This is a genomic window from Phaeobacter porticola, assembly GCF_001888185.1.
Classification (GTDB): domain Bacteria; phylum Pseudomonadota; class Alphaproteobacteria; order Rhodobacterales; family Rhodobacteraceae; genus Phaeobacter; species Phaeobacter porticola.
Genome location: NZ_CP016366.1, coordinates 33,240 through 54,845, shown reverse-complemented (window position 1 = coordinate 54,845; position 21,606 = coordinate 33,240). Strand labels below are relative to the sequence as shown.

23 protein-coding genes and 1 pseudogene are annotated in these 21,606 nt (G+C 59.2%); 17 read left to right on the top strand and 7 right to left on the bottom strand.

Annotated features, from left to right (window positions below; translation table 11 throughout):
- Positions 1-21: 21 nt before the first annotated feature.
- From PhaeoP97_RS20715 to PhaeoP97_RS18795, 3 genes and pseudogenes are all read left to right on the top strand, one after another.
- The gene (locus tag PhaeoP97_RS20715) at positions 22-183 is read left to right on the top strand and encodes a DUF6522 family protein (RefSeq protein WP_237029056.1); all 162 of its coding nucleotides are present in this window, start codon (positions 22-24) and stop codon (positions 181-183) included.
- Complete coding sequence (locus PhaeoP97_RS18805; protein ID WP_072506783.1) at positions 183-773, top strand: NnrS family protein; 591 nt, start codon at positions 183-185, stop codon at positions 771-773. The genes PhaeoP97_RS20715 and PhaeoP97_RS18805 overlap by 1 nt, the downstream gene beginning before the upstream one ends.
- Before the next feature lie 44 nt (positions 774-817).
- Positions 818-2,061: pseudogene (locus PhaeoP97_RS18795) on the top strand (IS3 family transposase).
- Here PhaeoP97_RS18795 and PhaeoP97_RS20710 read toward each other — a convergent pair.
- Positions 2,058-2,429: a hypothetical protein gene (locus PhaeoP97_RS20710; protein WP_072506782.1), complete on the bottom strand. Its 372-nt coding sequence runs from the start codon at positions 2,427-2,429 to the stop codon at positions 2,058-2,060. The pseudogene PhaeoP97_RS18795 and the gene PhaeoP97_RS20710 overlap by 4 nt on opposite strands.
- Here PhaeoP97_RS20710 and PhaeoP97_RS20955 point away from each other — a divergent pair.
- Positions 2,312-2,602: a DUF4344 domain-containing metallopeptidase gene (locus PhaeoP97_RS20955; protein WP_237029054.1), complete on the top strand. Its 291-nt coding sequence runs from the start codon at positions 2,312-2,314 to the stop codon at positions 2,600-2,602. The genes PhaeoP97_RS20710 and PhaeoP97_RS20955 overlap by 118 nt on opposite strands.
- Before the next feature lie 25 nt (positions 2,603-2,627).
- A complete protein-coding gene (locus PhaeoP97_RS18785; RefSeq protein WP_072506781.1) occupies positions 2,628-3,698 on the top strand; it encodes an agmatine deiminase family protein in 1,071 nt (356 codons plus the stop codon).
- 310 nt (positions 3,699-4,008) lie between these two features.
- On the opposite strand, the gene PhaeoP97_RS18780 is transcribed toward PhaeoP97_RS18785, so the two are convergent.
- A complete protein-coding gene (locus tag PhaeoP97_RS18780; RefSeq protein WP_072506780.1) occupies positions 4,009-5,226 on the bottom strand; it encodes an MFS transporter in 1,218 nt (405 codons plus the stop codon).
- Positions 5,227-5,387: 161 nt separating this feature from the next.
- On the opposite strand from PhaeoP97_RS18780, the gene PhaeoP97_RS18775 reads away from it, so the two are divergent.
- The 3 genes from PhaeoP97_RS18775 (at position 5,388) to PhaeoP97_RS18765 (ending at position 6,815) form a co-directional block, all read left to right on the top strand.
- Positions 5,388-5,606: a hypothetical protein gene (locus PhaeoP97_RS18775; RefSeq protein WP_072506779.1), complete on the top strand. Its 219-nt coding sequence runs from the start codon at positions 5,388-5,390 to the stop codon at positions 5,604-5,606.
- Positions 5,607-5,737: 131 nt separating this feature from the next.
- Complete coding sequence (locus tag PhaeoP97_RS20120) at positions 5,738-6,190, top strand: hypothetical protein (RefSeq protein ID WP_157891277.1); 453 nt, start codon at positions 5,738-5,740, stop codon at positions 6,188-6,190.
- Positions 6,191-6,605: 415 nt separating this feature from the next.
- Positions 6,606-6,815: a hypothetical protein gene (locus tag PhaeoP97_RS18765; protein WP_072506778.1), complete on the top strand. Its 210-nt coding sequence runs from the start codon at positions 6,606-6,608 to the stop codon at positions 6,813-6,815.
- A 373-nt stretch (positions 6,816-7,188) separates the two neighbouring features.
- Here PhaeoP97_RS18765 and PhaeoP97_RS18760 read toward each other — a convergent pair whose 3' ends face one another.
- The 3 genes from PhaeoP97_RS18760 to PhaeoP97_RS18750 all read right to left on the bottom strand — a co-directional run bounded on the left by PhaeoP97_RS18760 (position 7,189) and on the right by PhaeoP97_RS18750 (position 10,070).
- Entirely contained in the window at positions 7,189-7,755 is a 567-nt protein-coding gene (locus PhaeoP97_RS18760) for a 3-hydroxyanthranilate 3,4-dioxygenase (protein WP_072506777.1), read from the bottom strand.
- A gap of 45 nt (positions 7,756-7,800) precedes the next feature.
- Positions 7,801-9,231, bottom strand: coding sequence for an NAD-dependent succinate-semialdehyde dehydrogenase (locus PhaeoP97_RS18755; RefSeq protein ID WP_072506776.1), 1,431 nt, complete (start codon positions 9,229-9,231; stop codon positions 7,801-7,803).
- A gap of 116 nt (positions 9,232-9,347) precedes the next feature.
- Positions 9,348-10,070, bottom strand: coding sequence for a GntR family transcriptional regulator (locus PhaeoP97_RS18750; protein ID WP_036766815.1), 723 nt, complete (start codon positions 10,068-10,070; stop codon positions 9,348-9,350).
- A gap of 108 nt (positions 10,071-10,178) precedes the next feature.
- Here PhaeoP97_RS18750 and kynU point away from each other — a divergent pair, with 108 nt between their 5' ends.
- From kynU to PhaeoP97_RS18715, 7 genes are all read left to right on the top strand, one after another.
- Entirely contained in the window at positions 10,179-11,429 is a 1,251-nt protein-coding gene (gene kynU / locus PhaeoP97_RS18745) for a kynureninase (protein ID WP_072506775.1), read from the top strand.
- Positions 11,430-11,619: 190 nt separating this feature from the next.
- On the top strand, positions 11,620-12,567 hold the full coding sequence (locus PhaeoP97_RS18740) for a tripartite tricarboxylate transporter substrate binding protein (protein ID WP_072506774.1): 948 nt from the start codon (positions 11,620-11,622) through the stop codon (positions 12,565-12,567).
- A 62-nt stretch (positions 12,568-12,629) separates the two neighbouring features.
- On the top strand, positions 12,630-13,052 hold the full coding sequence (locus PhaeoP97_RS18735; RefSeq protein ID WP_072506773.1) for a tripartite tricarboxylate transporter TctB family protein: 423 nt from the start codon (positions 12,630-12,632) through the stop codon (positions 13,050-13,052).
- 12 nt (positions 13,053-13,064) lie between these two features.
- Positions 13,065-14,570 carry a tripartite tricarboxylate transporter permease gene (locus PhaeoP97_RS18730; protein ID WP_072506772.1) on the top strand — a complete coding sequence of 502 codons (1,506 nt, stop codon included), beginning with the start codon at positions 13,065-13,067 and terminating at the stop codon, positions 14,568-14,570.
- A 152-nt stretch (positions 14,571-14,722) separates the two neighbouring features.
- A complete protein-coding gene (locus PhaeoP97_RS18725) occupies positions 14,723-15,703 on the top strand; it encodes a TRAP transporter substrate-binding protein (protein ID WP_072506771.1) in 981 nt (326 codons plus the stop codon).
- A gap of 90 nt (positions 15,704-15,793) precedes the next feature.
- Positions 15,794-16,327 carry a TRAP transporter small permease gene (locus PhaeoP97_RS18720; protein ID WP_072506770.1) on the top strand — a complete coding sequence of 178 codons (534 nt, stop codon included), beginning with the start codon at positions 15,794-15,796 and terminating at the stop codon, positions 16,325-16,327.
- Entirely contained in the window at positions 16,324-17,586 is a 1,263-nt protein-coding gene (locus PhaeoP97_RS18715) for a TRAP transporter large permease (RefSeq protein WP_072506769.1), read from the top strand. Before PhaeoP97_RS18720 ends, PhaeoP97_RS18715 begins: the two co-directional genes overlap by 4 nt.
- Here the strand turns inward: PhaeoP97_RS18715 and PhaeoP97_RS18710 are convergent.
- Together PhaeoP97_RS18710 and PhaeoP97_RS18705 are read right to left on the bottom strand one after the other, a co-directional pair.
- Positions 17,581-18,528 (bottom strand): LysR substrate-binding domain-containing protein, encoded by a 948-nt coding sequence (locus PhaeoP97_RS18710; protein ID WP_027246620.1) that lies wholly within the window; start codon positions 18,526-18,528, stop codon positions 17,581-17,583. The genes PhaeoP97_RS18715 and PhaeoP97_RS18710 overlap by 6 nt on opposite strands.
- Before the next feature lie 19 nt (positions 18,529-18,547).
- Positions 18,548-19,342, bottom strand: coding sequence for an aspartate dehydrogenase (locus PhaeoP97_RS18705; RefSeq protein WP_072506768.1), 795 nt, complete (start codon positions 19,340-19,342; stop codon positions 18,548-18,550).
- Between the two features lie 188 nt (positions 19,343-19,530).
- Between PhaeoP97_RS18705 and PhaeoP97_RS18700 the strand changes: the two genes are divergently transcribed.
- Positions 19,531-20,484, top strand: a complete 954-nt coding sequence (locus PhaeoP97_RS18700) for a dihydrodipicolinate synthase family protein (RefSeq protein ID WP_072506767.1) — start codon at positions 19,531-19,533, stop codon at positions 20,482-20,484.
- 139 nt (positions 20,485-20,623) lie between these two features.
- Positions 20,624-21,502, top strand: a complete 879-nt coding sequence (locus tag PhaeoP97_RS18695) for a DMT family transporter (protein WP_072506766.1) — start codon at positions 20,624-20,626, stop codon at positions 21,500-21,502.
- Positions 21,503-21,606 lie beyond the last annotated feature (104 nt).

Below are 21,606 nucleotides of genomic sequence, written 5' to 3'. Positions count from 1 at the left end.
CTGGAAGAGGTGCAGCTGCTGATGCGGGCGGGCGAAATCACCTCATGTTTCGAAACAGGTGAAGGCGAAGACGCTGACATAGTCAGGCTGACGTTTTTTCACCGCTATCGCTGGGTACGCCTGACATGTGGCAAAGACGGGACGGGTCTGACGACGTCCCGCGTAACATCGGCGCGACCATAATGCCGCAGTCATCCGCAGAACAGATGCGTAGCTGGAAAGGGCCTGCGATCTTCAGCTTTGGCTTCCGTCCGTTCTTCCTTTTCGGGGCGATTTGGGTCATCGTGGCCATGGGCCTGTGGATGGCGGTTCTGATGGGCGGGATCGACCTGCCGTCCCGGTTCGACCGCGGCTCATGGCATGCGCATGAATTCCTGTTCGGCTATCTTGGCGCGGTTCTTGCCGGTTTCTTGCTGACAGCCGTGCCCAACTGGACCGGGCGTTTGCCCATCGTCGGCTGGCGGTTGGTGGGGCTTTTTGCGGTTTGGTGCGTCGGGCGCGCGACTATCCTGTTCTCCCAGCAGTTTCCGCCGCTTCTGGCCCCCGCAATCGACCTCGCCTTTCCCATCATGCTTGGCTGCCTGATCCTGCGCGAGATCGTCGCAGGGAAGAATTGGCGCACCCTGATCGTGCTGGCCCTGCTTGCTGTCTTTACGCTGGCCAATGTGCTGTTTCACTACGAGGCGCTTGTCGGTGATTACGTGGCGCAGGGCTATGGACTACAGGTTGGCTTCGATTGCGTCCCAGGCAGGTCTGGACCTGTCGCGGTTTGATGCCGGCCCTTTGATCGCATTTACTGCACCAAAGGAGACGAGGTATGGGCACGAACCGGACGGACGAATTCCGAGCTGATGCGGTTGCGAATAGCGCTGACCAGCGGGCTTAACCGCAAGCAGGTTGCTGATGATCCTGGTGTTGGCCTGTCAACGCTTAACAAATGGATCACGGCACACCGGGACACGGATGTAGTGTCGCACGAGGATTTGAGCCTGGTCCAAGAGAATGACCGGCTTCGACGTGAGAACCGCATTCTCAAGGAGGAGAGGGAGATCTTAAACTGAAGAGGACCAGAAAACAGTCCGGGGGACTGTTTTCCCGATGAAGGCAACGCAGTTCTTCGCGGGCCAAAGGCCATGAGGTTCAGGTTCATCCACTGCCCGGCAGGGCATTGCGTAGCAATGTCCCGGAAGGGGAGGAACACCGCGACAGCTTTCCCACCCACCGGCTGTGTGATGTCATGGATGTTGGTCCGCGCGGTCTGCGGGCCTTCCGCAGCCGTCCGGCCAGCTGCAGACAGCGCAGTGATCTGGTGGCACTGGCGCATATCAAGGAACAGTTGCGCCTCAGCTTGGGCAGCTATGGCAGGCCACGGATGACGGAGGAGCTGAAAGAGATTGGTCTGGATATCGGGCACCGTCGCCCCTCTCGGCAGAATGCTTTGCATTCGCCTGCCGGGCAGTGGTGGGCCGCCTAATGCGCCAGAACGGCATATCTGTTGTCAGAACGCGCAAACACAAGGTGACATCAGCTATATCTGGCCCCGTGAAGGCTGGCTGTATCTCGCAGTGATTCTGGACCTGCATTCCAGGCGGGTCATCGGCTGGGCGGTGAGCAATCGAATGAAACGGGATCTGGCGATCCGGGCGCTGATCCCTCTCATGGTTTGCAGGCAAACCACTGCCGGGCGGTGGATGGCCATCGCATGCCGGTCACCGCCAAAAGGCTGCATTCACCACACGGATCGTGGATCGCAATACTGTTCTCACGACGATCAGAAGATCCTGCGCCAAAACGGGTTCAAGGTATCGATGAGCGGGACAGGAAACTGCTACGATAATGCGGCCCCTCTCGGCAGATTTGCACTGCAAATCGCCTGCCGAGCAGTGGTCGAGACGTTCTTCAAAACCATCAAGGCAGAATTGATCTGGCGAAGATCATGGGAAACCCGCAGGCAAGCCGAGATGGCGATCTTTGAATACATCAACGGCTTCTAAAATCCGCGACGCCGACACTCAGCACTGGGCTGGAAGCCCGGTCGCATTCGAACAAAAGGTGGCTTAAACGAGCGCCCGGGCCGGCATCAAATCGCGACAGGTCCAGATGATGATCGCCGTCATCGGCGGTGGTGGCGCGTCAATAGATTGTTCGTAGATACTGCCATTCTCATCCCATGTGAGCACGATGGAACCATTGGGATATTGGTCAAGATCGAAGGTCGATGACCCCTCGGCCAAAATCAAAGTGGCATCCGTAAGGGCACTGCCATCCAGCGCAAAGCTCTGCACTGCCAAATTGCTCTCGCCATCAACAAGTGTCCACCAGGCTACGGCAATCCCTCCGCCCTCAAGAAGGATCACCTTCCCTCCTTCGGCGCCAAACATATTTGTTGTCTGAGTACCGAGATCCAGCGTGCCTTCAGTGCCAATCACCGTGCCATCACTTGCGTAATGCTGGAACCGATCACCTCTGTGTTGATATAGTCAAAGTTGAATCCTGCGGTGACGCGAATGCGTTTTATGATCCAGAAGATGTCTCGATTACGTTCTGCACAGAGTTCATTGCGCATCTTGAAGGCCTATTCGACAAAACCGCAGCAAACTGAGACCCAGACAATAAGGCGTAGGACAATGTTTAGACGTGATGTAATTGGCGGGATGGGAGCCCTGGGCGCGATGACTTTAGCAGGGCCCTCTTTTGCGCAGTCCGGTGATGGTTTCTATGTCCCGCCCGAAGAAGCACAGCACCAGCGCACCTTTATGCAGTGGCCCGTTAATCGGCGTGTCCATCCCGATGGGCTCTTTCTGGACATGGCGCAACAAACGATTGCGAATATCGCCAATGTCATCTCGGAATTTGAGCCGGTCACAATGCTGGCGGCAAACGCCGATCACGCGGGCGCACGCCGGAAGCTATCGGAACGCGTTGAACTTTGGGATGTTCCAACCGAAGATCTGTGGTGTCGCGATGCTGGGCCAATCTTTGTGGTAGATGGTAAAGGTGGCATCGCCGTGAGACATATCCAGTTTAACGGCTGGGGTGAAAAACAGGTCAATGTGCGCGATAGTCAGATCGCTGAACAAGTCGCAAATCGCCTTGGATTAGATTTTCTTTCCACAAGCTTACGCGGTGAAGCAGGCGGCGTCGAGCAAGATGGTCGCGGCTTGTTGCTTGCCCACGAAAGCTCTTGGGTGAACGACAATCGCAATCCGGGGCTTTCGCGCGATGAGGTCGAAGCCCGCCTTTTGCGGGCCTATGGTGCTGAGCGGATGATTTGGTCTGAGGGCGTATGGGGCGAAGATATCACGGACTATCACATCGACAGTCTTGCGCGATTTACGGGGCCGGGTCGTGTGCTGATCAATCTTCCCGACGAACTCGATATGTCCGATCCGTTTCACGCGGCAGCGGCTGATACACATGATCTCCTTGTCGCGGAAGGACTTGAAGTTGACGTCATCCCCGAGCCTGTCCGCCGTCGCATCGAGAGCATCGATTTTGTTGCCTCCTACGCCAACTACTACGTTTGCAACGGTGGTGTGGTCGCGGCCCAATTCGGGGACCCCGAGACTGATCAAATCGCCAAAGACGCCTTGGCCAAACATTACCCAAGCCATGACATCATCACCTTGAACGTAGACCCGTTGGGCGAGATGGGTGGCGGTATCCACTGTGCCACACAACAAATGCCCGCAGTATGAGGTGGCTGTCACGCCATGCACCTTCGGTTGAAGCGGGTGCGGCAACCGTGACCGCTCTGGTTGCAGTAGCCGCCTGATCGGCGTGAAATTCCAACTGGACGAAGCAGACCGGCTGCAAAAGGCCCAGTCTGCCCGCGAAGCCTACCGCGCCCACCTTGCCCTTGCCGCGACCCTCCCGCAATTCTCGCATCACCGCGATCTAGGTCAAGGTCGGCAGAGGCGGGACAAAATGAACTTTCGCTGCGGTTGCGCCAAAGTCCGCTTCAACAAATACTCGCAAAAAAGGCGCGGTTTCATATCGAACTGAAGATCACCTGCGACTGCTGATGATGCGGAGGAGCCGCTTGCGAGATCCATCTGGGAGAGCCACCAGCATGAAGACGGCGGATAGCAGCGCGGCGAGTATGAATGCCCAGGCGACGGCCCAAACCGGCCCCTCTGCTACCAACTCTATCGCTGAGGCGAAAGCAAATGCCACGATGCTAGAGACTGACGCAATTATCGAAGATCCGAGCCCTGCTAAATCCCCAAGTGGACGCATGGCGAATGCGTTGAGGTTGCCGAACAAGAGACCGAGAGCGAAGAACCCAAACCACGCTATACCGAGCAAAGCCGCCAGCTGGGGGTGACCATCCGTGAGCGCCGCAACCGTAAGGAGGCCCACTCCCGATGCGCCTAGCAGAAGTAGGCCGGAGAGTATCGGGACCTCCATGCCAGTGCGCCCAACGAGGCGAACGTTCAAGAGGAGCGCTGCGCCCGTGCCTGTGGCAAGGACAGCAAATAGCGCGGGCATCATCTCTGGAAGTCTGTACAAAACGATGAAGATATCCGCAGCCACTGCAAAATAGGTTAGCTGCGCTCCAAAAACGAAACCAGTGGCGATCACCACAGGCATGACGTCGAGGCGACTTGCAACTATCTTGATGTTTCGCGCTAACCGCCGAGGTTGCAAAGGCACTCTTCTTTCGAGGGTCAGTGTCTCAGGATGGCGGATCCACAGCCAGGTGCCAAGACCGGCAGTCAATGTCAGATATGCCCAAAATATACCACGCCAGCCGACGAACGCCGCGACAGCGGCACCTATGGCGGGCGCAATCATTGGGACGAGGATGAGCAAGGTGAAGATGACGGACATGACCTTAGCCATGTCAGAGCCAGCGTAGCGGTCACGGATCATTGCGCGCGTACCGATTTTCGGTCCGGCAACACCCACACCTTGAAAAAAACGGCCAATAATCACCGCCGAGAAACTGTCCGCGGTGGCGGCGACGACGGTGCCAAAGACAAAGATAGCAAGACCAACAATCACCGCAGGGCGCCTCCCCGCCGCATCGCTGAATGGTCCAATCACCAGTTCACCGATAGCCATACCAAGCACAAAGGCGGTAACGATCTGAGCGCCCGAGAATGGCGGTGATGGCGGGAAGGCAGCCTCGATCATCGGCATTGCGGGAAGGACACCGTCAATGGCGAGAGCAGTGATCGCAGTCAGCGCGACATACAGAGCTAAACGTTCGGCGCGGCTCATCAGGAAACCCCTTTGCTAAAGATGTGCTTGTCGGAGACACGTCCGTTCAAAGTGGTTCTCAAATCTTTTAGCACCATGATCAGACCGAACACTACTGATGTTCGGCTAACGCCACCAGCACTCCATGAGGAAACATACCTTCGTGGGACGCGTTTTGGCCCATGCGACCAAAGCCGCCAATTATTCAACCCGCAGCATTCGTTGAAGTGGGCTCGTTATCAGATTTCGCCGCCTACGCCCTGAACATCGGCTCATTGACATCCAACGGCAGCGTATCGTCAGATCCCCTGCAAAATCATGGTTTTGGCGAGATTGGCGAATGGCCGGTCTCGTTCATCCCGCCGCAATGGCATTGCCGCATGGGCATCGGTCGGTTGTGAGCCCGTTCTGACCGATGCTGCGCTCGTCGCGAACGTCGGCTTAGACGACCTCGACTTGCGCGTCTGGGGATTGCCAAAGGGCTTCAGTGGCAACATGGTGACGCCAATGTTCACTCCTAAAAGTATTTGTGATGATTAGAGCAACCAAACGAATAGCTTTCTCAGTCAGCATGATGGCTTCGGTTGCTTCCGCTCAATCAAATCCGGAAATCAACGTATTTTTTGGCTTTGATTTTATCTTGCATCCTATCGCTATTAAATGGGCCTGCCAAGGAGCGCGCGAACAAGACTTGGCTACTTTTGAGACACTTATTGCTGCGTTTCCAGAAGATGCGAAGAGCGCTGACCTGCGAACTCACCTCGATGCGTTGCAGCAAATTTCAGAGGATGACGAGGGCTTAACGCTGATCTCGGGCAGCGAAATCTCTAAAGAACAAGCGGAGCAATTATGCCGCGCTGCGCGACCTCTAAGTGTTGCTTGGGCAACTCCTGAGCAGTTAGTCAATGATAATGAAGATGGGGTTCCCTCTGAACAAAGAACAGCGTGGGCCGAATTCTGGAAAGTTGTTGAGAACCTTCAGTGATTTTTCGCTCGACCACTACAAGCCGACATTGAATTTAGACAGCTCAACGTCAGCTTCGTCCGCATCTTACCGGTTCAGACAGCGTGCAGCGAAGGGCAGCTGCATCTTGAGTTCACAAATGCTCTGATTTTTTGCCACTTTCTCGCCTCTGGCAGAGTGTCGTCGGGGCGGGTTTCAGAAGCCATACATAGTTGAAGATTGCCACCTTGGCAGACAGCGCCCCTACCTGCAAGTGAGAACTGTTTCCTGACATCAGCGATTTGACCGCGAGCAGTCGGATAAGATGCTAAAAAAACAGCTTGGATTGGCGGGTGGCAGGAACCTTCTTCCGCGTCGACTGTTCTACTTGTATATCAATCAAACGCAGCTAAGCCGGCGGTCGTCGGCTGATCTGAGCTGAACAGGAGCAAGTTCCGTGACAAAGTTCGAACCGAAAGAGCAGCTGTATGATCTGAATGGATCTGAACAGCATATCCCTTTGAAAAACCGTGCGGGTGAAAACGGTGATCCCACCCATGCAGACACAGAAGGCGCGCTAAAGGGGGATCTGGCTGACCAAGTAGACAAAGCCGATGCCGATACGCAGATTGCGGATGAACTGAAGGACCTGGTCAACAACGACTGACCACAGTTAACCAGCGGCGCAGATGATAGCCTGCGCTGCTCCTCACCGCCGGTGCACGCGGCATCGAGCCGTTCTTCGAGGCGGATCACTCCCGAGTTCTCGCGCCTTCAGGCTTGTGACGATTTCCAGTAATTTTTTGAGAGAGCGCCCAAGCCGATCTCGGCAGTAATGGCGAGGCTATCGCCACCGTAGTCAATTTTGAGCAAAGGCTTTGACGGAGCCTTTGCAAGATGATCGAGGAGATAGCTTGCATGGATATTTCCAGCTTCCTCCCCGTCGCCTCAGCATATTGAAAACAAAGCTACCAACTGCGCGCGCCGTGGTGATCACCGCGCAGTCAGAATTGCCGACGGCCCCGTACTGGGGGGTCAATTCAAAGTTGCACCCATCCCTGCGGCGGCTTGCCCTTGCCTGGATGGACCTCACCACAAGTCTTGCAAGTGCGCGCCTCGATATTGGAGTGGAATGCCTCGTAAATCTTGGGCAATGCCGAGACGATGCCGTCTGTACCATCCAGCGTGACCTCTTCACGGTGAACCAGCGCCTCGCAGTTGAAGCAAAACCACTCAAAGCCCTCTTTCATACCGGGCTGGCGCGGCGCTTCGACGACGATGCCGATTGATCCCTCCTGTGGGCGTTGCGGCGCATGGCGCACATGCGGCGGCAACATGAACACCTCACCCTCTCGCACCGGCACATCATAGATCTTACCGCCATCCGCGATTTTGATCATCATGTCGCCCTTCTGCTGAAAGAACCATTCCTCCACTGGATCATCATGAAAATCGCAGCGGGTGTTGGGGCCGCCGACCACCATAACAATCATGCCGTCGCCGTCCTTGTGCAGCAGCTGATTGCCAACCGGCGGTTTCAGCTTGTCCGCGTTCTCGGCCAGCCACTTTTGAAAATTGAAAGGCTTCAGAGTGGGATGATTGGACATATTTGATCTCCTTTGGACTGTAACTGTTGCCTTGCGCTCGGCGGTTCAGGCGATGCTGCGGGCATGCCAAACGTTCTTGACAGTCAGATAGCTGTCCAAGCCCTCGGCGCCGCCTTCGCGGCCATGGCCGCTGGCCTTGACCCCGCCAAAGGGGGTTTCCGGTAGAGAGGCCTCCAGCGTGTTGATCGAAAGGTTGCCGACCTCGACTTCGTCGATCATCCGGTCGATGTAGTCGGCGCGGTTTGTCATGCCGTAGCCCGCCAGCCCGTAGGGCACCGCATTTGCGGCGGCGATGGCTGCATCCAGATCCGCCACCGGATTCAGCACCGCAATCGGCCCAAAGGGCTCCTCCTGCATGATCCGTGCCTCAGGCGGAACATTGGCCAGCACAGTAGGCTGAAAGAAATAGCCCAGGTCGCCCAGCCGTGCACCGCCGGTCAGCAGCTCGGCGCCCTTGGCGACCGCATCCTCGACCAGCGCCGTCAGCACCGGGAGGCGGCGCTCGTTAGCGGTTGGCCCCATCTCGACGCCTGGCTCCACGCCGTTGCCAACGACGGTTGAGGCGGCGCGCTCGGTGAAGCGGGCCTTGAACTCCTCAAAAATGCTCTGATGAACAAAAAAACGGGTCGGCGAGGTGCAGACCTGACCGGTATTGCGCATCTTGCGGATGGCGCCACTGACCGCAGCCTTTTCCACATCCGCATCTTCGCAGACAATGACGGGCGCATGGCCGCCCAGCTCCATCAGCGCGCGGGTGTCGTGCCTGGCAGCAAGACTTGTCAGCTGGCGCCCTACGGCAGTGGACCCGGTCAGAGCCACGAGCTTTACCGCCGGCTGTGGGATCAGATATTCAGAGATCTCTGAAGGCACTCCGAACACTAGGTTCAGCACACCGGCCGGAAGGCCCGCATCCTTAAACGCACGCACGATATGCACCGCGCCGCCGGGCGTTTCCTCGGCCGCCTTCAGAATAATCGAACAGCCCGATGCCAGCGCCCCCGCAACCTTGCGAGCAGGTTGGCTCATCGGGAAGTTCCACGGTGAGAACGCAGCAACCACTCCGATAGGATGATGATGGACTGACAGTTTTGAGCCCGCCGCCGCCGGAATGACACGCCCATAGGCTCGCATCGCCTCACCTGCATCCCATTCAAAAAACTCAGCGCCACGGATAACCTCCAGCCGGGCCTGCGCAAGCGGCTTACCGTGCTCGGATGTGATGGTCTGCGCAATCTCTTCCTGCCGCTCGCGCATCAGCGCGGCGGCGCGCAGGATGATATCGGCACGTTCACGCGGCGCGGTGCGACTCCAGACCGCCAGCCCTCGCTCCGCCGCCGCCAGCGCATCCTCCAGATCCACGCGACCGGCGCAGGGCAGTTGCCCCAATTCTTCTTCGCTGGCCGGGTTCACGACCGCGATACTGCGCTCCGCCTTCCGCCACTGGCCATCGATAAAGAGGTTGAGATCGAGATACATGTGCCTGCGCCTCCTGGAGTTGAACGACCCGATTAGGCGCAGGCCTGGCACAAGCGTTCAACTGATATCCGGGAAAGCAGATATGCTGTTTCCTGATAGCCAATCTGCTCACCTACCTATGGGCTGCTCTCGCTCTGATCTTCCACTCGGTCAAAGAAGCGACGGGTGAAGCCCGCGTGCTCTTCCAGCAGGCGCACGGCCCGATCCTCGTCGCGCGCCAATACCGCCTCCATCAGCTTGGTGTGGTGCGCAATGCCAAGGGCGGCGCGACTGTGAGCGATCAATTCGGTGCTACCAAGGAACTTACCGCGGTTGTCGCCTGTGAACATGCTGAAGAAATGCCGATCCAGATGGTTGGAAATCTGATCGTAGAACAAATTCAGCCATTGCGAGCGCGACGCCACCAACAACGCCCTATGGAAACCGCGGTGCCGGTCCGACCACAACCGTAAGTCATCAAGATTGCTGGTCTCCGCCGGCTCGACCGCTTTGGCCAGCAGATGGTGGCTGGATAGGATCTCTGCCTCCCAGACATCATCACCATGCGCAATCGCCTCGCGCAGCAGGGCGGTTTCGATCACGAGCCGACAGCCTTCGAGGTCCATCAGCTCTGCTTGGGTCACAGCCGCGGCGCGGAAGCCGCGATTGTTCTCCATCACCACGAATCGCTCACTCTCCAGTCGCCGCAATGCCTCGCGCATCGGTGTCACACCCAAGCCGCTGTCCTTTCCCAACGCCGGGATCCGCAGTGGCGCCTTGGGCGGAATTTTCGCCTCAATCAATTGTTTGAGCAGGAATTGATAGGCCATTTCCGATTTTGACGACGTGGGCAAATCCATAGATTGACCTCCAGAGAAATAATCGTATACGATAAATTAAATCATATACGATTTTAGGTGTTCACTTTGATTTTATCAGTCGCACACCCAGCCCGAGAAGGAAAGCCAATGGCCCTCACCCCCACCCGCAGCGCCGCCGAGGCTCTGGACAGCCAAGATCCGCTGGCGCACAAGCGCGACGAGTTCTTCATTGAAGAAGGCACCATCTACCTGGATGGCAATTCTCTGGGTCCGGCTCCGAAAGCTGTGTTCGACAGTATCGACCGAACCATGCGCGAAGAATGGGCTAAGGGGCTGATCCGCAGCCACAACACCGCCGGCTGGTTTATGCTGACCGACACGCTGGGGGACCGCCTTGCCCAGCTGCTGGGCGCCGGCGAGGGCGAGATTGTGGTCTGTGACACCACTTCCCTCAACATCTATAAGACTCTGCACGCAGCGCTTTCGATGAAGCCTGGCCGTCGCAAAATCGTGGCAGAAGGCACCTCCTTTCCGACAAATCTCTACATGGCCGAGGGCGTCCGATCCACTTTGGACGGCGCCACATTGGCATTAGAAGGCCGCGACGGCGACCGGATCGAGGATATGATCGACGCCGACACAGCGGTGGTGATGCTGAACCACGTGGATTACCGCTCTGGCGTGATCCGCGACGTAAAGGCGTTGACCAAGCTGGCGCATGAACGCGGCGCATTGGTGATGGTGGACATGTGCCATTCTGCCGGAGTGATCCCGGTCGATCTGCACGATCTGAATGTCGATTTCGCGGTCGGCTGTACCTACAAATACCTCAACGGCGGGCCAGGTTCACCCGCCTATGCCTATGCAGCCAAGCGCCACCACGGCAAGTTCACCCAGCCGCTCTCCGGCTGGCATGGCCATGCCGCACCCTTCAAATTCGAGCAGAGCTACCGCCAGGGTGAAGGCGCCCGTGCGCTGTTGTGCGGCACCCAGCACACCCTGTCTATGCGCGCGCTGCAATCGGGACTAGCGGTCTTTGATGATGTCGAAATCACCGATCTCTATTCCAAAGGCCGGGCATTGTCGGATCTGTTCGTCCAGCTGGTTGAGAGCTTCGCTGATGACTTTGGTATCGGCTTTTACAGCCCGAAAGACGGCACGCTACGCAACGGTCAGGTCTCACTAACCCACGCCGAGGGCGGCTATGCCATTGTGCAGGCGCTGATTGCCCGTGGCGTGATCGGCGACTTTCGCCAGCCCAACGTGATGCGCTTCGGCTTCACGCCGCTGTACCTGCGCTTTGCCGATGTCTGGGACGCCGCCAACCACCTTTATGAGGTGATGAAAACCGAAGAGTGGAAAGAAGACCGCTTTAACGTCGTCAACACCGTGACCTGACCGGCCGCCGCGCTCCGTGTGCGGCATCTGCCCCTAAACCACTGACGTCACGGGACCGCCCTGGCGGCACGTCCCGTGACGTCTCCTGCTCTGCGCCTGAAACTCTTCATCCCATCGGGTGCAGAATGATGCCCCGTGGCCACCACCAGTACGCAGAGCCAAAGATTTCAAAAACCAACGGGAGGACCACATGAAACTCAATAACCTGCTCAAGACAGTTGCATTTGCAGCTGCAACGGCCCTCAGTCTGCCGCAAGCGGCAGCTGCCTGGACGCCGGAAGAACCCATTGTGTTGCGCATTGGCTTTGGGGCCGGAGGCGAAACCGATACCATGGGCCGAGTACTCGCGGCCACCATCGAACGCCAGACAGGCTGGGATGTGGTTGTGGAAAACCGTCCTGGCGGCGGCGGTGTCGCCATGCTCAGCGCTCTTGTCAACGAAGCACCCGACGGGCTGGTGCTGGGCATGGCGGTGAACATCCCGCCGCTGATGGCGCTTAGTCAGCGTCCCGACTCGCTGCCCTTTACACTGGACAGCTTTGACTACATCGGCACCGTCACCGTGGCAGAAACCGCACTGATCGCGGGCGGCGATGCAACGTTCTCGTCGATTGGGGAACTGGTGGAATTTGCCCGCACGGAAGGCTCTGCCAAGATCGCCTGGGACGCGCCAGACGCAAAGGCAATCCTGCAAAAGATCGGCCAGCAGGAAGGCGTTAGTTTCCGCATGGTCAAAGCCGAAAGCGGCGCCGAGATGAATAAGCTGCTACTGGGGGGCCAGGTTGATGCCGCCTTCGGCACCGGCGCCCACCTGCCGTTCATCGAAGAGGGCCAGATAAAGACCATCGCCAGCCTGTCGGACAAGCGGCTCAGCTCTGCGCCCGATGTGCCGACGTTGATCGAATCCGGCCATGATTTCTTCATCGCTCCCTATTTCTACATTGCAGCCCCCGGCAGTCTACCCACAGGCGTAAAGACCGCGCTTGCTGATGCCATGGACAAAGCCGTGGCCGATGAGGCGGTGCAGACCGTGGTGCAGAACGCGGTCAGCGCTCCTGCGGCCAACCTCGGCCCCGAAGGTACACGGCAGATGATGCAGGATTCGCTGGGGCCCATCGGCGCGCTGTTTGCCCAGTAACGCCCCATCCCTAGCCCCGTGGCTGCAACTTGCGCCGCGGGGCTTTGCGACAGGAGAAAGCCATGACCTTGCAACGCATATCCGGTGTTTTTTTTGTCATTTTCGCTGCGACGATGATCTGGGGAGTGATCCCGGCACAGACGGAAACCGTCTACCCCGACGGCTCTATCCCGCCCGAGGTTCTGCCCAGCGTCTATGCCGCAGTGATCGGCCTGTTCGGTGGCGCGTTGGCCTGTCAGCGCGAGGAAGCACACACGCTTGATCTGCGGCAGGCAGCGAAAACTACCGGGGTTTACTTTATCGCACTGGCCGGAGTCTTGGCGATGAAACACTTCGGGTTTCTCTTGGCCGCCCCAGCGCTGGCGCTGGGGTTGCTTTGGCTGGTGGGGGAGCGCCGACCGCTGTGGTTGGCCATAGGCGGTCTTGCAGGACCGTTGCTGATCTGGACCGTTTTTGAAGTCCTGCTGGGACGTCTTTTGCCCTGAGGAGGGGGAGCGATGGTGCCGTTTGATGTAATTCTGGCGGGGCTGGCGGGGACATTCACCCCGGTGGTTCTGCTGTATGTGCTGGCCGGGGTGGTCCTCGGCCAATTTGTCGGGGCGGTTCCCGGCATTGGTCCGGTGATGGCAATTGCCATTGCAATTCCGTTTACCTTTGTCATGGACCCCCTAGTGGGAATTTCCTTCCTAGTCGGCATCGGCAAAGGCGGGTTGGTAGGCGGCGCGGTGCCTGCGGTGCTGATCAATACCCCGGGCACGCCCGATGCCGCTGCCACCGCGCTCGACGGCTTTCCGCTGGCGCGACAAGGCAAGCCGCTGAAGGCAATGCGGATGGCGCTTTATTCCTCGGTCACCGGCGACACCGCCAGCGATATTATCCTGATCACCGTCTCTGCGCCGCTGGCCATCGTGGCGCTGAAACTGGGACCGGTGGAGATCCTATTCCTGCTGTTGCTTGCCTTTACGGTGATCGTCTGCCTGGTTGGAGGCACCATCGCCCGCGGCGGTGTCGCACTGTTCCTGGGTCTGCTGCTTGCCACCGTCGGGTTGGACCCGGAATACGCCACACCACGACTGATCTTCGGCCAGACTGAGCTCTATGACGGCATTCCACTGGAAGCGATTGCCTTGGGCATTCTCGTGCTGCCCGAGGTGCTGCGCCGCTTAGCCCAAGGCAGCGGTCTGTCGCGCCCCGCAGTTGAGATCCCAGCCGACCAGCCCGCCGCCGACCGCAGCATCAGCTGGCGCGAGTACTGGTCTTGCCGCTTTGCGATGCTGCGCGGCGCCTCGATTGGCACGGTTCTGGGAGCACTACCCGGCATCGGGTCCACCGCAGCGGCCTTCATTGCGTATGCCGCCACCCGCGAGAGCGCCAAGGATCCGGACAGTTTCGGCAAAGGCAATATCCAAGGCATCGCGGCGGCGGAATCGGCAAACTCCGCGGTGGTCGGGGCCAACCTGATCCCGCTGTTGACACTGGGCATCCCCGGTAGCGTCGGTGCAGCCCTGCTGATCGGTGCCTTCAAGATCCATGGCATCCAGCCGGGGCCGCTGTTGTTCGACCAACAGGCAGAGCTGATCTACGGATTGTTCGGGGCGATGATCGCTGCCAATTTCATGAACTTCTGGGTTGGCCAGGCAGGCTTGCGGCTATGGTCCGCGGTGGTCAGAGCGCCGGAGCTGGTGATCTTCACTCTGGCGCTGCTGCTGTGCATTACCGGCGTCTACCTGGGCGCGGGCGGCATGTTCGGCCTCTACACTATGCTGGCCTGCACGCTGCTGGGGCTGGTGCTTTCGGCGTTAGGTTTCTCGGTGATCGTGTTCATCATTGCCTTCTTTCTGGGCAGCCGGTTTGAGACCACCTTGTCGCAGGCCTACAGCCTCACCGGCGGATCTATACAGGAGCTGGTGAACTACCCCGTGGCGTTGGCGCTGTTGGTGGTGAATCTGGCCTTCATTGCGCTTTACATGCGTAAACAGAACCGCCGCGCCCTGCCCGTCTAACCGCGGAGAACAACCCCTGACGAGGTGTCGGGCACCCGCTCGGCACCCCGTCAGGTATAGCATATATTTATATCAGATTGCCGTGTTACAAGTTGCTGAACTATCAGACCCTTCCCCATGCTGGGCCTAAGCTCGCAAAGGGGAGATCACACATGGCATATCTGAAGTCACTCAAAACCGCAGTAGCGACAGCGGCGGCCTGCTGCTTCGCTCTGGGCGCACAGGCGGCAGAGTTCCGGCTGGGCCTCCTGACGCCGCCGCCGCACATTTGGACCAAAGCGGCAGAGGCCTTTGCCGACGAACTCAACAAAGCTTCAGATGGAGCGCACAGCGTACAGGTCTTCCCGGCACGCCAACTGGGCAACGAGGCGCAAATGCTGCAGCAACTGCAGACCGGCGCGCTGGACATGGCGTTTCTGACCGTGGCCGAAGTCTCCAACCGGGTGCCGGATCTGGGTGCCTTCTACGCACCCTATCTTGCCGCCGACATCGACCACGCCGGGCGCATATTGCGTTCTGATATCGCGCGGCAGATGCTGGAGCCGCTTCCGGCCAAGGCTGGTGTCGTCGGACTGGGTCTTGGCATGGCCGGCCTGCGCCAAATCGTATCGCGCGAGGAAGTGAACAGCGCCGAAGACCTCAGCGGCCTGAAGCTGCGGATCACACCATTTGCACCGATCTTCGACTTTTATGAGGGACTGAACGCGGCGCCGACCCCGATGCCGCTGCCCAGTGTCTATGATGCGCTGGCCAACGGCCAAGTCGACGCCATTGACATGGATGCAGAGCTGATATGGGTGCTAAAGTACCACGAGCACGCCAAGACCATCGTGCAAAGCGATCATATGATGTTCCCGGTGGTTGGCCTGGTCTCGGCGCGCGTATGGAAAGATCTGGACGAGGAAGACCGCGAATTGATCGCGGAGCTGATGGCAAAGCACTTAGACAGCACCATCGACACCTACGCTGCCAAGGAACCAGAGTGGTTGGACAATCTGAAGGCACTGGACCTGACGATGACCAAAGTTGGGCCGGAATTCTTCGCCGGTGTCATCGCTGAATGGGATAAAAAATGGGCTGCAGAGGCGCCGTCGTTGCCCGCCATCCGTGCCGCAGCTGAGGCGACCCGCTAACCGCGCACAACCCCGCCAGTATGGCAAGGGCGGCCGCGCCAAGCCCCGCCCCTGCCCTGATATTCAAGACCCAACTCATGGCTTTTCCAAATGCTTCAGACTTTCTCCCGGCAATGGGCACGGGCGGAATTGGCCTGCGCCGCCACTCTTGCCGCCGCGGTCACCGCACTGATCTTGCTGAACGTGCTGACCCGCAACCTCGGCTTTGCGCTATTCTGGGTGGATGAACTGGCGATCTATGCCATGATCTGGATGACGCTATTGGCAGCCTCAGCTGCGGTCCACCACAAGGACGCGGTCGCCGTCACCATTGTCACCGACGCGCTGCCGCAAGCTATCGCGCGGATGCTATCGTGCCTCGTCGATGCGGTGGTCTTTGCGCTAGCGCTACTGACCGCCTGGTTCTGTTGGCGCTGGTTCCTGCCGTTGGAGTTCGCGCGCGCTGGCTTTGACGTTGAAACCTTCCAGGGTGCCACCTTCAATTTCATCTATTCCGAGGCCACCAGCACGCTGGGAGTACGCAAGGTCTGGGTCTGGTCCATCATGTGGATCTTTGCTTTCGGCCTGATCTTGCACGGCCTCAATAACCTCACCACCTCGGTCGACCGCAAGGAACAATCATGACGACAGTCGCCGTTTTCATTCTTTGCATGTTCTGCGCGGTGCCGGTGGCCTTTGTGCTTATCCTGACTGCGATCACCTATGTGCAAGCTAGCGGAAACGCGGTGCTATTCGACAGTTTCGCCCAGCAGCTGTTTTCTGGTCTTGAAAACTACGGTCTGCTGGCGATCCCGCTGTTTATGATGACCGGGGAACTGATGAACGAGGGCGGCATGACCCGACGGCTGGTTCAGGCCGCACGGGTTTTTGTCGGCGGTTTTCGCGGCGGCCTTGCCTATATCAATCTTCTGGCCAACATGTTCATGGCAGCGATCATCGGCTCTGCCGCCAGTCAAATCGCAGTGATGAGCCGCGCCATGGTGCCCGCGATGAAGCAAGAAGGCTACCGCCCCGGCTTTGCCGCCGCGACGACGGCTGCGGGTGGCCTTCTGGCGCCAGTGGTTCCGCCATCGATGATGTTTGTGATCTACGGCGTCCTGGCGCAGCTGCCGATCGGCGACATGTTCATCGCGGGCATCCTCCCGGGACTGCTGCTGTTTGGAACCTTTGTCGTTGTCGTCACTCTCATCGGAATCGCACAAGGCTTCCCGCAGGGGCAATGGATGTCACGGTCAGACGCGGCACAGGCGTTACTGGGCTGCCTGCCCGCCAGCCTGATACCCGTGACCATTATCGGCGGCATCCTGTTCGGCGTGGCGACGCCTACCGAATCCGCCGCCGTCGCCTCGCTTGTGGCGTTTGCCATGGCCTGGTTCTCTGGCCAACGGCTGACACTGCCACGGCTCTTCAGCTTATTCCGCCGCACCGCCGTCAACTCCGGCATGGTGGTGTTCATGATCGCAGCGGCCAATGTGTTCGGCTGGGTGGTTGTTTACGAGGCGCTGCCACAGAAGCTGGCTGCATCCATCACCGCCATCACCAGCGATCCATTTCTCTTTCTGTTGATTGTTAACGCGATGCTGCTGTTTGTGGGCATGTTGATCGACGGCATCGCGGCAGTGATCCTGGTCACCCCGATCCTGCTGCCGATTGCCACCGGCTCCTATGACATAGACCCGTTCCAGTTCGGCGTGGTGCTGTGCCTGAATCTGGTGCTGGGGCTGCTAACGCCACCGGTCGGCGTTGGACTGTTCATCACCTCATCAATGACCGGCATCCGGGTGGCTGAAATCCTATCCGCGCTGTGGCCATTCCTGTTGGCGGTAGCCTTGGTTCTGGTGGCGCTTAGCTACTGGCCTCTGCTGTCCACCGCGCTGCTATGACTGTTCGGCTGTGGCCTGCTCCAGATAACCGATCAGCGCCTTAGCAGCCGGTGACAGCCGCGCCTTGGCGTTCAGCGAAATCCCAACTGGCCCGGCACCAAAGGGCACCTGCCAGTCCAGCCTGGACAGGCTGCCCCAGGCGATATCTTGCTCCGGCACATGGCGCGGCATAAGGCAGATCAGGGAGCGCCGCTGCAGCAGGCTGCGGTTCGTCAGAAAGGACACCGAGTCCACATGCGACGCCGGTGCATACATGCCCTGGCCGCCGAAAAACATGTCGACCTGCCGCCGCAGGCTGGTTTCCGGCGGTGGCAGGATCCAGCCGAAGGGCTTCAGATCCTCGAAACTCAGCCCTGTCTGCCCCACAAGCGGATGGTCCGGGCCGGTCACCGCCACGATGGTTTCATCAAACAGTTTGCTCTGAGCAATCTCATCGCGGTGACGGTGGGTTGGCAGCCGCCCGACCACCATGTCAATCGCGCCGCGGCGCAGTGCGGGCATAAGCGCGTCATTGGTACCCTCGACCACCTTCACCGCCACATGCGGCCGCTCTTGCATCAGCTGATCGATCGCCTGCGGCAAAAGCCCTGACGAGGCTGCAAGAAGCGAGCCGATCACCACCCGGCCGCTACTGCCATCGTTGAGGTCATCCAGCTCCTGCGCGGCGTTTGACACCTGCGCCAGGATCAGTTGCCCCTGCCTGATCAGCGCCTCACCATAGGCCGTGGGGATGACCCCACGGTTGGTGCGGTCAAACAGCTGGACCTCAAAATCCAGCTCTAGATCCTTGATCATCTTGGTGGCCGCCGGCTGCGAGACATTCAGTTCGCGCGCCGCACCCTGAATGTTCTGGTGCTGCCCTACCGCTACCAACAGACGGAGCTGCCGGAACTTCAGCCGGGTTTGCACCTTTTCAACGATCCGGGTGTGGCGGCTGACCATGTGTTATATTCCTGGCGTGTCAGAATTTAATGCGCTCGGCATATTGATTGATGCTAGCTATCACGCTCATCGCCGCAAGCGAAGAGGTGCGCGGGTTTGACGGAAGCGGATTGCCCTCGATGGAGAAGCGGAATGAGCCAAAATCGCCCTCAGCCTCGATCTCGTGAATATTACGGCTGACACTAGGATCCGCCAGCAACTCCACCTGCGTATTGTCAAAGCCGATGCCCGCCAGTGCCACCGCGGCGGCGACATTGGCGTTTTTCGGGTACTGCAGCGCGGCCTCGCGGGCGGTGCCGCGGAAATGTACCTGCGCCGCACCGGCCAGCGCGCCAAGGTCCAGGACCTGCTCCGCCTGAGAGCCGACCCAGCCCTGCGGCGGTTTGCGGCCAATATAGCGCACCGCCTGCAGCGTTCCGATCCGGCCAGCGCGCAACGCATCCAAGGCGCCAATCGCGCCGGAAACCAAACGAATGCTACCGCCGCCGACCGCAGCGGCGCGGTCCAGTTCTTCCAACAGCGCGGCATCAGCGAGCGCCCCAATTGACACCGTCAACAGGTCATGTCCCGCACGAAGGATTTGGACTCCGTGCTGCAGCAACGCACCATGACCCGCGCAATCAACAAACAGGTCAACGCCGTTCCCTGCCTCGACGGCTCCAGTAACGAAGTTGAACCGCTTGCCAAGCTCGTCGCATAGCGGCGCGATCTGATACTCCGGCACGATGATAGCAGCGATTTCGATCCGGCCGTTCGCCAATTGATCCACGACATATCGCGCCATGGCACCAAACCCGATGAGAGCGATTTTCATTAAACAATCCCCGTTCGTTTGCCCCTCTAATATCCGCTTTTCAGGACAGCCTGATGGCAATTTTGGTTATATCAGGATCACTTCTTTGGATTTGTTTTCTGCCCGGCTGACCGGAATGCTGGGCGCTGACCATTATGGCGCCCCCCGCGCGGCGCGCTCCCGGCCATTCAGCGAACAAGGATCGGCGCATGAACTACTCAAGACACGAAGCCAAGGATTACGCCCGCGAGCATATGCAGGGGATTTGGGCTGCAGCCCTTAACCCGTTTAACGCGGATCTGACTCTGAACGAGGCCGGGCTACGTTCCAACATCCGCCATTGGATCGACGATCTGGACATTCAGGGGCTGTTCATCGCTGGCAAACAGGGCGAGTTCTTCTCGATGAGTCTGGAGGAGCGTAAGCGCAACTTTGAAATCGCCGTCGACGAATGCGGCGGCAAAGCGGGCACCATCATGTCGGTGTCCGACCAGAACTTCAACACCGTGCTAGAGCTGGCCAAACATGCCGAAAACTGCGGCGCGGATTACGTCGTGGTGCATGCCCCGGTGCTAAGCTTTGTGCAGGACAAGGGCGAAGTTCTCTACCAGTATTACAAGGCGCTCTGCGATCAGCTGAACATCGGCATTGCCATGTGGAGCCACCCTGACAGCGGCTACTTGATGCAGCCCGAAGAATGCGCCCGCATCGCCGAGCTGCCCAATATCGTCGCCATCAAATACTCAGTCCCACGCGAAATGTATGTGCGCCTGTCGCATATGGTGGGGGACAAGATCCACGTCTCCACCGCCTCAGAGGACGAATGGCTGGACAATATCGAAGAGCTGGACTGGAAGCTCTACCTCTGTTCCTCGCCGCCGTATCAGCTGCAAACCCGCAATGACCGGCGGATGCACGATTACACCCAGCTCGCTTTCCAAGGCAAATTCGCCGAGGCCCGCAAGCTGCGCGACAGCCTGAACCCCGTGCGCGAGGCAATCGCCCGCAGCCGTCCGGCGGATAAGCCGCAGGCCTTCGGCAAATACTGGCAGGAGCTGCTGGGTCAGGTCGGCGGCCCGGTGCGCCATCCGATGCTGAACCTGACCAAGACGGAAAAAGCCACCATCCGCGAGGCGTTCGAGGGCTGCGGGCTGAAACTCTGAATGGACGCACCCGGCGGGCAGCGATCGCTCAGTCCGGATCTGAAAGGCTCTGTTATCTCCAGGCCGCGCGGACAGAAGCCGCGCGGCCGTTTCTTTCGCCCCTGCCCCTGCCCGTAATTACCAACCATCTGAGGTCCCTGTGGGAGAGCTGTTCGCCTTGTTATCTGCCGCCTGCTACGGGATTGCCGGCGTCACCATCGCCCGCAGCCGCAGCCAGCGGCGGGGCGACGGCGGGGTGTTCCTGTCGGTGCTGATGACCGCCTTTCTAACCGGGGCCCTGTGGCTGCTGGCCGGCCCCGAACCCGCCCTGCAGCCCGGCGCCCCCAATAAACAAGCGCTCGCCCTGTTCGCCCTGGCGGGTGTTTTTGCCACCGTGCTCGGGCGGCTATTTATGTACCGCTCCACCGAAATCCTGGGTCCGGTCGGGGCCGCAATGCTGCGCCGCCTGATCCCGTTCTTTGCCATCCCGCTTGCCATCCTGATAATCGGTGATTGGCCTGACCCTGCCGAGTTGATCGGCGGGGTGCTGGTGGTGGCCGGGGTATTTGCCTTCGCGGGCGGCGCGGCGCCGCTGGGAACGCTGGCGGGGGTGTTGCTGGGGTTGCTATCGGCGGCCAGCTACGCGCTCTCCTACAGCCTGCGTAAATTGGGGCTGCTGCAGCTGCCCGACCCGCTGCTGGCAACATGTGTCGGCGCCATGGCAGGTTGCCTGTGCTATATCGGCTGGGCTTTATTAAGCGGCCGAAAAGACAAGGGCACAAGGCTGCACGACCTGCTTATAGACCGCGGCCCCGGGTTTCTTGGCACAGGGCTGTTGCTTTCAGCCGGGCAGACGCTGCAGCTCGCAGCCTTACTACACACCTCTGTCACCAGCGTCGCCCTGATAGGAGCACTCGACGTGCTGTTCAGCGCCCTGTTTGCCGCGCTACTGTTGCGCCAGCGGCTCCGACCGACGCCGCACGGAGTGATGGCGACACTGCTCGTCGGGTTCGGCAGCGCGTTGCTACTCCTGAACTGACCTCGCCTTGGTCACGCTTGAAAACCGCCCTGATAGACCTCCCCTAATTGCGGCTTGGACGCGGCGCCTCAGCTCTAGGTATTCGATTTTTTGCTACCCAATTT

Excerpts from the sequence above, each read along its gene's own strand:
- PhaeoP97_RS18700 (WP_072506767.1), top strand. The coding sequence starts at position 19,531 with ATGAACTACTCAAGACACGAAGCCAAGGATTACGCCCGCGAGCATATG.
- PhaeoP97_RS20715 (WP_237029056.1), top strand. The coding sequence starts at position 22 with ATGCGGGCGGGCGAAATCACCTCATGTTTCGAAACAGGTGAAGGCGAA.
- PhaeoP97_RS18780 (WP_072506780.1), bottom strand. The coding sequence starts at position 5,226 with ATGAGCCGCGCCGAACGTTTAGCTCTGTATGTCGCGCTGACTGCGATC.
- PhaeoP97_RS18805 (WP_072506783.1), top strand. The coding sequence starts at position 183 with ATGCCGCAGTCATCCGCAGAACAGATGCGTAGCTGGAAAGGGCCTGCG.
- PhaeoP97_RS18725 (WP_072506771.1), top strand. The coding sequence starts at position 14,723 with ATGGCATATCTGAAGTCACTCAAAACCGCAGTAGCGACAGCGGCGGCC.
- PhaeoP97_RS18730 (WP_072506772.1), top strand. The coding sequence starts at position 13,065 with ATGGTGCCGTTTGATGTAATTCTGGCGGGGCTGGCGGGGACATTCACC.
- PhaeoP97_RS20120 (WP_157891277.1), top strand. The coding sequence starts at position 5,738 with ATGATTAGAGCAACCAAACGAATAGCTTTCTCAGTCAGCATGATGGCT.
- PhaeoP97_RS18710 (WP_027246620.1), bottom strand. The coding sequence starts at position 18,528 with ATGGTCAGCCGCCACACCCGGATCGTTGAAAAGGTGCAAACCCGGCTG.
- PhaeoP97_RS18750 (WP_036766815.1), bottom strand. The coding sequence starts at position 10,070 with ATGGATTTGCCCACGTCGTCAAAATCGGAAATGGCCTATCAATTCCTG.
- PhaeoP97_RS18705 (WP_072506768.1), bottom strand. The coding sequence starts at position 19,342 with ATGAAAATCGCTCTCATCGGGTTTGGTGCCATGGCGCGATATGTCGTG.
- kynU (WP_072506775.1), top strand. The coding sequence starts at position 10,179 with ATGGCCCTCACCCCCACCCGCAGCGCCGCCGAGGCTCTGGACAGCCAA.
- PhaeoP97_RS18735 (WP_072506773.1), top strand. The coding sequence starts at position 12,630 with ATGACCTTGCAACGCATATCCGGTGTTTTTTTTGTCATTTTCGCTGCG.
- PhaeoP97_RS18740 (WP_072506774.1), top strand. The coding sequence starts at position 11,620 with ATGAAACTCAATAACCTGCTCAAGACAGTTGCATTTGCAGCTGCAACG.
- PhaeoP97_RS18715 (WP_072506769.1), top strand. The coding sequence starts at position 16,324 with ATGACGACAGTCGCCGTTTTCATTCTTTGCATGTTCTGCGCGGTGCCG.
- PhaeoP97_RS18785 (WP_072506781.1), top strand. The coding sequence starts at position 2,628 with ATGTTTAGACGTGATGTAATTGGCGGGATGGGAGCCCTGGGCGCGATG.
- PhaeoP97_RS18755 (WP_072506776.1), bottom strand. The coding sequence starts at position 9,231 with ATGTATCTCGATCTCAACCTCTTTATCGATGGCCAGTGGCGGAAGGCG.
- PhaeoP97_RS18720 (WP_072506770.1), top strand. The coding sequence starts at position 15,794 with ATGCTTCAGACTTTCTCCCGGCAATGGGCACGGGCGGAATTGGCCTGC.
- PhaeoP97_RS18775 (WP_072506779.1), top strand. The coding sequence starts at position 5,388 with ATGCGACCAAAGCCGCCAATTATTCAACCCGCAGCATTCGTTGAAGTG.
- PhaeoP97_RS18760 (WP_072506777.1), bottom strand. The coding sequence starts at position 7,755 with ATGTCCAATCATCCCACTCTGAAGCCTTTCAATTTTCAAAAGTGGCTG.